Genomic DNA, 13949 nt, shown 5'->3' with positions numbered 1-13949 from the left:
GTCGCGGATGCCCACGATCTCGATCTCGTCGCCGACGTTGATCACGCCGCGCTCCACGCGCCCCGTCACCACCGTGCCGCGGCCGGAGATCGAGAACACGTCCTCGACCGGCATCAGGAACGGCTGATCCACCGCCCGCTCCGGCGTCGGGATCCACTCGTCCACCGCCGCCATCAGCTTGCGGATGCTCTCCTCACCGATCTCCGGGTTCTCCCCGTTCATCGCGGCGAGCGCCGAACCCGGGATCACCGGGATGTCGTCGCCGGGATATTCGTAGGAGGTGAGAAGCTCGCGGATCTCCATCTCGACGAGCTCCAGAAGCTCCTCGTCGTCGACCTGGTCGACCTTGTTCATGTAGACGACCATCGTCGGGATACCGACCTGGCGGCCCAGGAGGATGTGCTCGCGCGTCTGCGGCATCGGGCCGTCGGCCGCGTTCACCACGAGGATCGCGCCGTCCATCTGTGCGGCGCCCGTGATCATGTTCTTCACGTAGTCCGCGTGGCCGGGGCAGTCGACATGCGCGTAGTGCCGCGCGTCGGTCTCGTACTCCACGTGCGCCGTCGAGATCGTGATCCCGCGGGCCTTCTCTTCCGGCGCACCGTCGATCTGGTCGTAGGCCCGGAAATCGCCGAAGTACTTCGTGATCGCCGCCGTCAGCGTCGTCTTGCCGTGGTCCACGTGACCGATCGTCCCGATGTTCACATGCGGCTTGTTACGTTCGAATTTTGCCTTCGCCATGGCGTGTCTCCTGTCGTCTGATGGGTGCGGCGGGGAGGCCCCGCCCTACGGGTGGTGGGTAGGGCGGGGTTCACCCCGCCGCCCCTCAAGCGTATTTGCTCTGGATCTCTTCCGAGATGTTCTGCGGAACCGGCTCGTAGTGATCGAAGAGCATCGTGAACTGCGCGCGTCCGGAGGACATGGAACGCAGGTTGTTGATGTAGCCGAACATGTTGGCGAGCGGCACGAAGGCGTTGATGACGATCGCGTTGCCGCGGGTCTCCTGCCCCTGCACCTGGCCCCGCCGGGACGTCAGGTCGCCGATCACGTTTCCGGTGTATTCCTCCGGCGTCACAACCTCGACCTTCATGATCGGCTCAAGCAGTTTGGCCCCGGCCTTCTTCATGCCCTCGCGCATTCCCATGCGCGCCGCAATCTCGAAGGCGAGGACGGACGAGTCCACGTCGTGGAACTTGCCGTCGATCAGCGCGACCTTGAAGTCGATCACGGGGAAGCCCGCCAGCGGACCAGAATCCATCACCGAGTTGATGCCCTTTTCGACGCCCGGGATGTATTCCTTCGGAACCGAGCCACCGACGATCCGGCTCTCGAAGGAATATCCTTCGCCCGGTTCGGTCGGCGAGATGATCATCTTCACTTCGGCGAATTGGCCGGAGCCACCCGACTGCTTCTTGTGGGTGTAGGTGATCTCCGCCTCACGGCTCACCGTCTCACGATAGGCCACCTGCGGCGCGCCGATATTGGCCTCGACCTTGAACTCGCGCTTGAGACGATCGACGAGGATGTCGAGGTGAAGCTCGCCCATGCCCTTCATGATCGTCTGGCCCGACTCGATGTCGGTTTCCACACGGAAGGACGGATCCTCGGCCGCGAGTCGCTGCAGACCGGTCGACATCTTCTCCTGGTCGGCCTTCGTCTTGGGCTCGACCGCGATCTCGATGACGGGATCGGGGAAGGTCATCGTTTCGAGGACAACCTGGTTCTGCGGGTCGGAAAGCGTGTCGCCCGTCGTCGTGTCCTTGAGACCGGCAAGCGCGATGATGTCGCCCGAGAACGCCTCTTCGATCTCTTCGCGGTTGATCGCGTGCATCATCATCATGCGACCGATCCGTTCGCGCTTGCCCTTCGTCGTATTGAGAAGGGAATCGCCCTTCTTCAACTTGCCCGAGTAGATACGGGTAAAGGTCAGCGAACCGACGAAGGGGTCGTTCATGATCTTGAACGCCAGCGCCGAGAACGGCTCGTCGTCATCGGCATGCCGCGCGATGTTGCGGGTCTCCGTCTCGTCGTCGGGCGAGAAGCCCATGTAGGCCGGAACGTCGAGCGGACCGGGCAGGTAATCGATCACGGCGTTCAGCAGGGGCTGGACGCCCTTGTTCTTGAACGCGGAGCCACAGAGAACCGGCACGAAGGACATGCTGAGCGTGCCTTTCCGGATCATTTCGCGCAGCTTCGGCTGATCAGGCTCGACACCTTCGAGGTACTGCTCCATCGCATCGTCGTCCATCTCGACGGCGATCTCGATCAGTTCCTGACGCATCTCGTTGGCGCGATCGAGAAGGTCGGGACGGATATCCTGCACGACCCAGGACGCGCCCAGATCCTCACCCTTCCAGACCCACTCCTTCATCGTGACGAGATCGACGATCCCCTCAAGCGCATCCTCGGCCCCGATCGGCATCTGGATCGGCGCGGGCGTGGCGCCCGTGCGGTCCTTGATCATGCGGATACAGTTCCAGTAATCGGCGCCAATCTTGTCCATCTTGTTGACGAAGACAATGCGCGGCACGCGATAACGGTCGGCCTGGCGCCAGACGGTTTCCGTTTGGGGCTCCACACCGGCGTTGGCGTCGAGCACTGCGACGGCCCCGTCGAGCACGGCGAGCGAACGCTCCACCTCAATGGTGAAGTCCACGTGGCCGGGCGTATCGATGATGTTGAACCGGAAGCCGGCTTCCTCAGGCGTGTCGCCATAGATGCCGGTCGTGTTCTTGCCGTCCTCGGTGCGGAACCAGAACGTGGTTGTGGCAGCCGAGGTGATCGTGATGCCCCGCTCCTGCTCCTGCTCCATCCAGTCCATGGTGGCGGCGCCATCATGGACTTCACCGATCTTGTGGGACTTGCCGGTATAGAACAGGATTCGTTCGGTGCAGGTGGTCTTCCCGGCATCGATGTGGGCCATGATGCCGAAGTTGCGATAACGGGAAAGCGAATAGTCGCGGGGCATGGAATGCGTCCTCGTGTTCGGTTCGCGCCGGCCGGATTACCAGCGGTAGTGGCTGAACGCCTTGTTGGCATCTGCCATCTTGTGGGTGTCTTCGCGCTTCTTGACGGCCGAGCCACGGCCTTGGACCGCATCGACCAGCTCACCGGCCAGACGCTCTTCCATCGTGTTCTCATTGCGCTTGCGGCAGGCGTCGATCAGCCAGCGGAGCGCGAGCGCCTCGCGACGCTCAGGACGAACCTCGACGGGCACCTGGTACGTGGCGCCGCCGACGCGACGCGAGCGGACCTCGACCGACGGCTTGATGTTGTCGAGGCTCTCGTGAAACACCTCGATCGGCGATTTCTTGAGGCGGCCCTCGACCCGGTCGAACGCGTTGTAGACGATGCGCTCGGCCACGGACTTCTTGCCGTCGACCATCAGGTTGTTCATGAACTTCGTGACCACCTGATCGCCGTATTTGGCGTCGGGCAGGATTTCGCGCTTCTCGGCAGCGTGACGACGGGACATCTCGTAATCCTCTTACTTCGGGCGCTTGGCGCCATACTTGGAGCGGCGCTGCTTGCGATCCTTGACGCCCTGCGTGTCGAGCACGCCGCGCAGGATGTGATAGCGAACGCCCGGAAGGTCCTTCACTCGGCCGCCACGGATGAGCACAACGGAGTGCTCCTGGAGATTGTGCGATTCGCCGGGAATGTAGCTGATCACCTCGAATCCGTTCGTCAGCCGCACCTTGGCGACTTTCCGCATCGCGGAGTTCGGCTTCTTCGGCGTGGTGGTGTAGACGCGGGTGCAGACGCCCCGCTTCTGCGGGCAACCCTCAAGGTGCAGCGACTTCGAACGTTTGACCTTGGGCTGCCGCGGCTTGCGGATCAGCTGTTGAATCGTTGGCATTCCGGTTTCATTCCCCGTGTTGCAACATCGTGTTTCTGGGGCGCGCGCACCCCGGTTCATCTTTCCAACGCCTTGCGCGTCCGCAAAACGCAAACACCGCATCGCCCGATCAGGGCCACGCGGCGGGTCTCCAGAGGATCGGGGCCTGGGGCCCGGATCGTGACCACTCGAATTTGGATTCAGCCCCGAGCATGTGCCCGGAACCGAGTTCGGGCCGTATAGAAGCTGTTAAGTGGGGAGTCAACAGCCCCCCGAACAGTTCAGAAGCAATGAGATTGCCGCGCCAATCACAGAGATCATCAACGGTAGAAATGCAAGCGCCCCGCACAGGGCGGGGCGCAAGCGAAGGTACGAATGAGACGCGCGTTACTCGTCGCGGCTCTCGGGTGCGTCGACGAGGGAACTCGCGAAGGGATCCTCGTCGAGCGGCTCCTCGGGGGCGGCAAGCGCCGCCGCGGCCTCCGCTTCGGCACGGGCGGCCTTCAGCACCTTCAGATCACGCTCCGCGGCGATGCGGCGCGTCTTCTGCGTGGCCCCGCCGGTCCCTGCCGGGATCAGGCGACCGACGATGACGTTCTCCTTCAGGCCCACGAGCTTGTCGCGCTTGCCTTGCACGGATGCCTCCGTGAGAACGCGGGTCGTTTCCTGGAAGGACGCCGCCGAGATGAAACTGCGGGTCTGCAGGCTCGCCTTGGTGATCCCGAGCAGGATCGGCTCGCCGATGGCCGGGCGGCCACCCTTCTTCATCGCCTTCTCGTTGGCCTCGTCGAACTCGATCTTATCGACATGTTCGCCCTTCAGGAGCGTGGTCTCCCCGCTGTCCTGAATCTCCCACTTCTGGAGCATCTGGCGAACGATCACCTCGATGTGCTTGTCGTTGATCTTCACGCCCTGCAGTCGGTAGACGTCCTGCACCTCGTCGATCATGTAATCGGCAAGTGCCTCCACCCCGAGGATCGACAGGATGTCATGGGGGGCGGGATTGCCATCCATGATGTAGTCGCCCTTCTGGATGAAGTCGCCTTCCTGAACCGGGATGTGCTTGCCCTTGGGGACCATGTACTCGATCGGCTCGGCACCCTCCTCGGCGGGCACGATGGCGATCCGGCGCTTGTTCTTGTAGTCGCGCCCAAACTTCACGTAGCCGTCGGCTTCCGCGATGATCGCATGGTCCTTGGGACGCCGCGCCTCGAAGAGTTCGGCCACCCGCGGCAGACCGCCGGTGATGTCCTTCGTCTTCGCGCCTTCCCGCGGAATCCGCGCCACCACGTCGCCGGCCTTCACCTCGGCGCCGTCCTCTAGCGACAGGATCGCGTCGACCGACATCGGATAGGTGACCGGATTACCCGCATCGTTGCGGACGGGTTCGCCATCCTCGCCGAGGATCAGAACCTCGGGCTTCAGGTCTCCGCCCTTCGGAACGGAGCGCCAGTCCGACACGATCTTCTGCGTCATGCCCGTCGCGTCATCGGTCTCGTCGCGTACGGAGATACCGGTGACGAGGTCGACGAACCGCGCCGTACCCGCCTTTTCCGCGATGATCGGCAGGGTGTAGGGGTCCCATTCGAAGAGCCGGTCGCCGCGCGCAATCTTCGCACCGTCCTCGACATGGACCGTGGTCCCGTAGCCGAGCTTGAAGGTGGCGCGTTCGACGCCGTTCTCGTCGATGATCGCGAGGGTCATGTTCCGGCCCATCACGATGTTCGCACCGGACTCGTTCTGCAGCATCTGAGCATTGCGGTATTCCGCGATACCGTCCTGCCCCGCTTCCTGGAACGATTGCTGACCACCTTGCGCGACGCCGCCGATGTGGAAAGTCCGCATCGTGAGCTGCGTGCCCGGCTCGCCGATCGATTGCGCCGCGATGATCCCCACGGCTTCGCCCTGGTTGACCATCGTGCCGCGCGCGAGGTCGCGCCCGTAGCACATCGCGCAGACGCCTTCCTCCGACTCGCAGGTGAGCGGCGAGCGGATGCGCGCCGTGGCGAGGCCCGACGTCTCGATCATGTCGGCCTTCCGCTCGTCGATCAGTTCCCCGGCAGAGACCATCACTTCCTCGGTGGCCGGACGAATGAGATCTTCGGCCGCGACGCGACCGAGAACACGCTCGCCGAGCGACGCCACGACCTCACCGTCATTGACGGCCGCCTTGGCGGTCACGGCCCGGTCGGTACCGCAATCGACCTCGCGCACGATGCAATCCTGCGCCACGTCGACGAGACGCCGCGTCAGGTAGCCCGAGTTCGCGGTCTTGAGCGCCGTGTCGGACAGGCCCTTCCGCGCGCCGTGGGTGGAGTTGAAGTACTCCAGCACGGTCAGGCCTTCCTTGAAGTTCGAGATGATCGGCGTCTCGATGATCTCACCGGACGGCTTGGCCATGAGGCCCCGCATCCCGCCCAGCTGCTTCATCTGCGTGACCGAGCCCCGTGCACCCGAATGGGCCATCATGTAGACGGAGTTCGGCTCGTTCTCCGCGCCGTGCTCGTCTTGGCCCGGGGTCGAGATGGTCGACATCATCGCCTCGGTGACCTTGTCGTTGCACTTCGACCAGGCATCGACGACCTTGTTGTACTTCTCACCCTGGGTGATCAGGCCGTCCATGTATTGCTGTTCGAAATCCTTCACCTGGTCGCGCGTGGTCTCGACGATCGGCCACTTGTCCTGCGGGATCACCATATCGTCCTTGCCGAACGAGATGCCCGCCTTGAACGCTTCGCGGAAACCCATCGTCATGATCTGGTCGCAGAAGATGACCGATTCCTTCTGACCGCAATAGCGGTAGACGGTGTCGATGACCTGCTGGACCTCCTTCTTGCGCAGGAGCCGGTTGACCAGATCGAAGGGCGCCTTGGCATTGAGTGGCAGAAGCGCTCCGAGGCGTACGCGGCCCGGCGTGGTCTCGAACCGCACCATCACCTCGTTGCCCTCGTCGTCGATCTGCGGCAGCCGCGCCTGGATCTTGGCGTGCATGTGCACTTCGCCCGCGTCGAGCGCGTGCTGCACCTCGTCCACGTCCGCGAAGAGCATTCCCTCGCCCTTCATCCCCTCGCGCTGCATGGAGATGTAGTAAAGGCCGAGAACCATGTCCTGCGACGGCACGATGATGGGCGCGCCGTTGGCGGGCGACAGCACGTTGTTCGTCGACATCATCAGGACGCGCGCCTCGAGCTGTGCCTCGAGCGAAAGGGGCACGTGCACCGCCATCTGGTCGCCGTCGAAGTCGGCGTTGAAGGCCGAGCAGACGAGCGGATGGAGCTGGATCGCCTTGCCTTCGATGAGCACCGGCTCGAACGCCTGGATGCCAAGACGGTGAAGCGTCGGCGCGCGGTTCAGCATCACCGGATGTTCCCGGATCACCTCGTCGAGGATGTCCCAGACCTCGGGACGCTCCTTCTCCACGAGCTTCTTGGCCTGCTTGACGGTCGACGACAGCCCCTTCGCCTCGAGCCGCGAATAGATGAACGGCTTGAAGAGCTCGAGCGCCATCTTCTTCGGCAACCCGCATTGATGCAGCTTCAGTTCAGGGCCGGTCACGATGACCGAGCGGCCGGAGAAGTCCACGCGCTTGCCGAGCAGGTTCTGACGGAACCGGCCCTGCTTACCCTTCAGCATGTCGGAAAGCGACTTCAGCGGACGCTTGTTGGCACCCGTAATGACGCGGCCGCGACGGCCGTTGTCGAAGAGTGCATCGACGGATTCCTGCAGCATCCGCTTTTCGTTGCGGATGATGATGTCGGGCGCGCGCAACTCGATCAGCCGCTTGAGGCGGTTGTTGCGGTTGATCACCCGGCGATAGAGGTCGTTCAGGTCCGACGTGGCGAACCGGCCGCCATCGAGCGGAACCAGCGGACGCAGCTCCGGCGGGATGACCGGCACGACGGTCAGGACCATCCATTCCGGACGGTTGCCGCTTTCGAGGAAGCTTTCGACGATCTTCAGACGCTTGATGATCTTCTTGGGCTTCAGCTCGCCGGTCGCTTCCTTCAGCTCCTCGCGCAGACGCTCGGCTTCGGCCTCGAGGTCGATCATCGCGAGCATCTCGCGGATCGCCTCGGCACCGATATTCGCGGTGAACGCATCCATGCCGTAGGCATCCTGCGCGTCCATGAACTCTTCCTCGGTCAGCATCTGACCATAGGTGAGATCCGTCAGCCCGGGCTCGATGACGACGTAATTTTCGAAATAGAGTACCCGCTCGAGATCACGGAGCGTCATGTCGAGCATGAGGCCGATGCGCGAGGGCAACGACTTCAGGAACCAAATATGGGCGCAGGGCGCGGCGAGCTCGATATGGCCCATGCGCTCGCGCCGGACCTTCTGCAGCGTCACCTCGACGCCGCACTTCTCGCAGACGACGCCGCGATACTTCATCCGCTTGTACTTGCCGCAGAGGCACTCGTAATCCTTGATCGGACCGAAGATCCGCGCGCAGAAGAGGCCGTCACGCTCCGGCTTGAACGTCCGGTAGTTGATCGTCTCGGGCTTCTTGATCTCGCCGAAGGACCAGCTCAGGATCCGCTCCGGGGACGCGAGGGACACCTTGATCTCGTCGAAGGTCTTGGGGCCGGCCAACGGGGAGAACGGGTTGGTGGTGAGTTCCTGGTTCATGTCTTTTCCTTGAAGAAGGGTGCGTCGGTGGGGGGCGGACCTGACATCCGCCCCGCGCGGTCAGACTTTGTCGCCTATTCCGCGTCTTCCTCCTCGGCATCCAGGAGTTCCATGTTGAGGCCCAGGCCGCGGACCTCCTTGACGAGGACGTTGAACGATTCCGGAACGCCGGCCTCGAAATTGTCTTCGCCCTTGACGATGCTCTCGTAGACTTTGGTCCGGCCCGCCACGTCGTCGGACTTCACCGTCAGCATCTCCTGCAGCGTGTAGGCCGCGCCGTAGGCTTCGAGCGCCCAGACCTCCATCTCGCCGAAGCGCTGACCGCCGAACTGTGCCTTGCCGCCCAGGGGCTGCTGCGTGACGAGGGAGTACGGCCCCGTCGAGCGCGCGTGGATCTTGTCGTCCACGAGGTGGTGCAGCTTCAGGAGATACTTGATCCCCACCGTCACCTTGCGGCTGAACGGCTCGCCCGTGCGTCCGTCGAAAAGCAGCGACTGACCGGATGTGTCGAACCCGGCCCGTGCGAGCGAGTCGTTCACATCCGCTTCCTTCGCCCCGTCGAAGACCGGCGTTGCGATTGGCACGCCGCGGGTGACGTTCGACGCGGCCTCGACCAGCGCGGTCTCGTCCATCGTCTCGATCCCCTCGCCGTAGACGTCGTCGCCGTAGGCCAGACGCATCGCCGCCTGAACGGGGGTCATGTCGCCCGAACGACGGTACTCGTCGAGCGCCTCGTCGACCTTGAGGCCCAGGCCGCGCGCGGCCCAGCCCATATGGGTCTCGAGGATCTGGCCCACGTTCATGCGCGACGGCACGCCCAGCGGGTTCAGGACGAAGTCGACCGGCGTGCCGTCCTCGAGGAACGGCATGTCCTCCATCGGCACGACCTTGGAAATGACGCCCTTGTTGCCGTGACGTCCGGCCATCTTGTCGCCCGGCTGCAGCTTGCGCTTCACCGCGACGAAGACCTTGACCATCTTCATCACGCCCGGCGGCAGGTCGTCGCCACGACGCACCTTCTCGACCTTGTCCTCGAACCGCGCATCGAGAGCACGCTTCTGCAGCTCGTACTGCTCGTTCAGCGCCTCCATGATCTTGGCATCGTCCTCGTCCTCGAGGGCGAGCTGCCACCACTGGCCACGCGAGAGCTGGTCGTCGAGCAGCGTCTCGTCGATCCGGGTGTTCGGCTTGACGCCCTTCGGACCCTTGGCGGCATTCTTACCGAGGATCAGCTCCCGGAGACGCGCATAGATGTTGCGATCCAGGATCGCGAGCTCGTCGTCGCGGTCGCGCGACAGACGCTCGACTTCCTCGCGCTCGATCTGCAGCGCGCGCTCGTCCTTCTCCACGCCGTGGCGGTTGAAGACGCGCACCTCGACCACGGTACCGTAATCACCAGGGGGCAGGCGCAGCGACGTGTCGCGCACGTCCGACGCCTTCTCCCCGAAGATCGCGCGGAGAAGCTTCTCCTCGGGCGTCATCGGGCTTTCGCCCTTGGGCGTGATCTTGCCCACGAGGATGTCGGCCGGACCAACCTCGGCGCCGATATAGACGATCCCTGCCTCGTCGAGGTTGCGCAGCGCCTCCTCGCCGACGTTCGGGATGTCGCGCGTGATCTCTTCCGGACCGAGCTTCGTGTCGCGCGCGGCGACCTCGAATTCCTCGATATGGATCGACGTGAAGACGTCGTCGCGGGTGATCCGCTCGGAGATCAGGATCGAGTCCTCGTAGTTGTAGCCGTTCCAGGGCATGAAGGCGACGACCACGTTCTTGCCGAGCGCAAGCTCGCCCATGTCTGTGGACGGGCCATCCGCGATGACCTCTCCCTTCGTGACCGTATCGCCGACCTTCACCAGCGGGCGCTGGTTGATGCAGGTGTTCTGGTTCGAGCGCTGGAACTTCCGCAGGCGGTAGATATCGACGCCTGCATCCCCGAGACCCAGATCCTCCGTGGCGCGCACGACGATCCGTGTCGCGTCGACCTGGTCGATCACGCCCGCACGCCGCGCGGTGATCGCCGCGCCGGAGTCGCGAGCAACCTTCTCCTCGATACCGGTACCGACGAGCGGCGCCTCGGCACGCAGGAGCGGCACGGCCTGCCGCTGCATGTTAGACCCCATGAGCGCGCGGTTCGCGTCGTCGTTCTCGAGGAACGGGATGAGAGAGGCGGCCACGGAAACGAGCTGCTTCGGCGACACGTCGATCAGATCCACGTTCTCGTTCGGCGCAAGCGTGTAATCGCCCGATTGCCGCGTGGAAACGAGGTCGTTCACGAACCGCATGTTCTCGTCGAGATGCGCATTGGCCTGCGCCACCGTGTGACGCATCTCCTCCGTCGCGGACATGTAGTGGACCTCGTCGGTCACCTGCCCGTCCTTCACGACCCGGTAGGGCGTCTCGATGAAGCCATACTTGTTCACCCGCGCAAAGGTCGCGAGGGAGTTGATGAGACCGATGTTCGGACCTTCCGGCGTCTCGATCGGACACATCCGCCCGTAATGGGTCGGGTGCACGTCGCGCACCTCGAAGCCCGCGCGCTCCCGCGTGAGGCCGCCCGGCCCGAGCGCCGACAGGCGCCGCTTGTGCGTGACCTCCGAAAGCGGGTTGGTCTGGTCCATGAACTGCGACAGCTGCGAGGAGCCGAAGAACTCGCGCACCGCAGCCGCAGCGGGTTTCGCGTTGATCAGGTCCTGCGGCATCACGGTGTCGATCTCCACGGACGACATCCGCTCCTTGATCGCACGCTCCATGCGAAGAAGGCCAACGCGGTACTGGTTCTCCATCAGCTCACCGACAGACCGCACCCGGCGGTTGCCGAGGTGGTCGATGTCGTCGATGTCGCCGCGCCCGTCGCGCAGGTCCACGAGAGCCTTCACGCAGGCCACGATGTCCTCGCGGCGCAGCGTGCGGACCGTGTCCTCCGCGTCGAGATCGAGCCGCATGTTCATCTTCACCCGACCGACGGCCGACAGGTCGTACCGCTCGGGATCGAAGAAGAGAGTGTCGAACAGGTTCGACGCGGCCTCCACCGTGGGCGGCTCACCGGGACGCATGACGCGGTAGATGTCCATGAGCGCGGTATCGCGGTTCATGTTCTTGTCCTGCGCCATCGTGTTGCGCATGTACGGACCGACGGTGATGTTATCGATGTCGAGGACCGGGATTTCCGTGATGCCCGCGTCCATCAACTCCTTGAGCGTACCGCCCGTGACCTCGCCGTCCTTGTCGGTCTCCCAGGTCAGCTCGTCGCCGGCCTCGACGTAGATCGCGCCCGTTTCCTCGTCGATGATGTCGCGCGCGACATAGCGGCCGAGGATCTGGTCGAAGGGCAGGAGCAGGTCGGAGACATTGCCCTCGTCGATGAGCTTTTTGACGGCCCGCGGCGTCACCTTCTTGCCGGCCTCGGCGATCACTTCGCCGGAAGCGGCATCAACGAGATCGTAGGTCGGCCGCGTGCCGCGGACGCGCTCGGGGAAGAAGCGCGTTACCCATCCGCGGTTCTTCTCGAGCGTGAACGACACCTCGTTGTAGTAGGACTGCATGATCTGTTCCTGATCCAGCCCGAGGGCGTAGAGCAGGGTCGTCACCGGCAGCTTCCGGCGACGGTCGATCCGCGCGTAGACCAGGTCCTTGGCGTCGAACTCGAAGTCGAGCCAGGAGCCACGATAGGGAATGATACGGCAGGCGAAGAGCAGCTTTCCGGAGCTATGCGTCTTGCCCTTGTCGTGGTCGAAGAAGACACCGGGAGAACGGTGCATCTGCGACACGATGACGCGCTCCGTGCCATTCACGATAAACGTGCCGTTCGGCGTCATCAGAGGCATGTCGCCCATGAAGACGTCCTGTTCCTTGATGTCCTTCACCGACCGCGCGCCGGTATCCTCGTCCATGTCGAACACGATGAGACGAAGCGTTACCTTAAGCGGCGCCGAATAGGTCATGTCGCGCTGCTGGCATTCCTCGACGTCGTACTTCGGCTTCTCGAGCTCATACCGAACGAACTCGAGCACCGCGGTCTCGTTGAAATCCTTGATCGGGAAAACCGACTGGAAGACACCCTTGATGCCCTCCCCGTCGAGCGGCTCGGCCTCCTCTCCGGAATTCAGGAAGAGATCATAGCTGGATTTCTGAACCTCGATGAGGTTCGGCATCTCCAGAACTTCGCGAATCTTGCCGTAGTACTTGCGCAGACGCTTCTGACCGAGGAAGGATTGTGGCATGGGTGCGGGGTCTCCGTAACGATCGGGGCTCGACACGGTCGGGGTAACCGGACGAACGCCTCCTGACGGCAGGGCCATTTCAATACGCGACGCGCATCCCACAGCACGTCTCCCGAAACGACAAACTGACCTTCCGAAGCCCATGATCTTTCATGGGCTCGGGAAGGACGGCTCATTCATATTTTGTCAGCGATTGTCAACGAATCGGCATTTAGGACGGAGAGCGGTGATTAGCAACCTCTTCGAACACCTGCAAGGTCGTCTCGCGGAAGCGTTCCACCGTATATGTCGAGAGGATCCGCCGTGACGCACGGCGTCGCAACTCGTCGAGCGGCTGCGGATCGCTTCGATAGGCGCGCACGATCTCTCGCGTTCTGCCGATCATCGCACTGATATCGTCGGCATCGATCGGAAAGCCGGTCGTCTCGTCGAAATACTCGCTCCCCCCCACGCCCTGATATCCGATCACGATCGCGCCGGTGGCCATCGCCTCGGCCGGCGGCAATCCGAACCCTTCCTGGTGCGAGAACGAGAGAAAGATGAGGCTTTCACCGAATCCTTTCAGCAAATCCTGCTCGGGCATGTTCTGCAGGACCACGATGCGCACGTCGGACAAGTCGGGATCACGTCTTAGGGCATTCAGCACGATCTGCGACTGGAAGGCGTGCTTGCGCGGCATCACCGCGATCTGAAGGCGCTTGTCCTCGACGAACCGAAATTTCTTCTGCGATATCGACAGCGTGACGCGGAGCGTGTCGATCCCGGTCAGTTCCCGGACCCCGCGATGCGATGCCTCCGAGGTTGTGACGATCGCGCCGAATTGATCGAAGCACGGACGCTCCCGGGACGTATCGCGCAGGAAAGCCCGTGCGAACCCCATTACGTCTTGCGCAAGAAGGACGCAGCGCTCCGGACCGTAGATGTCGGCGAGTTCGGGATATTGGTATTCGGGAACGACGACGATGTCGCTTGGACGGAGATCGATCTTGGGGTGCCGGACCTTCCCGCGGCTCACGGCCCGACGCACGATACGCCAGGCATGGTCCAGCCGTCGCCGCCGGCTGACCTGGCGGTCGAACCGCTCGAGGCGCGGATCGTGGAAAGGGCGCGCCTTGCCGTCGTAATACGCATAGACGTGGTCGGGGAAGGGAAAGAGCGGATGCGCTTCATGCCCCGCCTCAATCAGTAGATCCGCCATCGCCAAGATGACGTTCGCTCCACCGGTCGGCGCAGTCCGTCGCCCCAAGGGAAAGAGAAAGCGG

At 63.3% G+C, this 13949-nt stretch carries 7 protein-coding genes; all 7 read right to left on the bottom strand.

Annotation, left to right across the window (positions count from 1 at the left end):
- The coding region (locus LX81_RS04090; RefSeq protein ID WP_111536002.1) for an elongation factor Tu at positions 1–741 on the bottom strand (741 nt) is incomplete at its 3' end.
- Positions 742–826: 85 nt separating this feature from the next.
- On the bottom strand, positions 827–2968 hold the full coding sequence (gene fusA / locus LX81_RS04085) for an elongation factor G (RefSeq protein WP_111536001.1): 2142 nt from the start codon (positions 2966–2968) through the stop codon (positions 827–829).
- Between the two features lie 36 nt (positions 2969–3004).
- Positions 3005–3475: a 30S ribosomal protein S7 gene (rpsG, locus tag LX81_RS04080; RefSeq protein ID WP_111536000.1), complete on the bottom strand. Its 471-nt coding sequence runs from the start codon at positions 3473–3475 to the stop codon at positions 3005–3007.
- A gap of 12 nt (positions 3476–3487) precedes the next feature.
- Positions 3488–3859, bottom strand: a complete 372-nt coding sequence (rpsL, locus tag LX81_RS04075) for a 30S ribosomal protein S12 (RefSeq protein ID WP_076980154.1) — start codon at positions 3857–3859, stop codon at positions 3488–3490.
- 366 nt (positions 3860–4225) lie between these two features.
- Positions 4226–8467 (bottom strand): DNA-directed RNA polymerase subunit beta', encoded by a 4242-nt coding sequence (rpoC, locus tag LX81_RS04070; protein WP_111535999.1) that lies wholly within the window; start codon positions 8465–8467, stop codon positions 4226–4228.
- A 74-nt stretch (positions 8468–8541) separates the two neighbouring features.
- Positions 8542–12687: a DNA-directed RNA polymerase subunit beta gene (gene rpoB / locus LX81_RS04065; RefSeq protein ID WP_111535998.1), complete on the bottom strand. Its 4146-nt coding sequence runs from the start codon at positions 12685–12687 to the stop codon at positions 8542–8544.
- 211 nt (positions 12688–12898) lie between these two features.
- The gene (locus LX81_RS04060) at positions 12899–13885 is read right to left on the bottom strand and encodes a glycosyltransferase (protein WP_111535997.1); all 987 of its coding nucleotides are present in this window, start codon (positions 13883–13885) and stop codon (positions 12899–12901) included.
- Positions 13886–13949 lie beyond the last annotated feature (64 nt).

This window comes from Palleronia aestuarii (assembly GCF_003253995.1).
In the GTDB taxonomy this organism is placed as follows: Bacteria; Pseudomonadota; Alphaproteobacteria; order Rhodobacterales; family Rhodobacteraceae; genus Palleronia; species Palleronia aestuarii.
The sequence above is the reverse complement of the archived record's forward strand: the minus strand, read 5'-3'. Positions and strand labels throughout refer to the sequence as shown.

Bases quoted from the DNA above. Each gene is read 5' to 3' on its own strand.
- fusA (WP_111536001.1), bottom strand. From the start codon at position 2,968: ATGCCCCGCGACTATTCGCTTTCCCGTTATCGCAACTTCGGCATCATG.
- rpoB (WP_111535998.1), bottom strand. From the start codon at position 12,687: ATGCCACAATCCTTCCTCGGTCAGAAGCGTCTGCGCAAGTACTACGGC.
- LX81_RS04060 (WP_111535997.1), bottom strand. From the start codon at position 13,885: ATGGCGGATCTACTGATTGAGGCGGGGCATGAAGCGCATCCGCTCTTT.
- rpoC (WP_111535999.1), bottom strand. From the start codon at position 8,467: ATGAACCAGGAACTCACCACCAACCCGTTCTCCCCGTTGGCCGGCCCC.
- rpsL (WP_076980154.1), bottom strand. From the start codon at position 3,859: ATGCCAACGATTCAACAGCTGATCCGCAAGCCGCGGCAGCCCAAGGTC.
- rpsG (WP_111536000.1), bottom strand. From the start codon at position 3,475: ATGTCCCGTCGTCACGCTGCCGAGAAGCGCGAAATCCTGCCCGACGCC.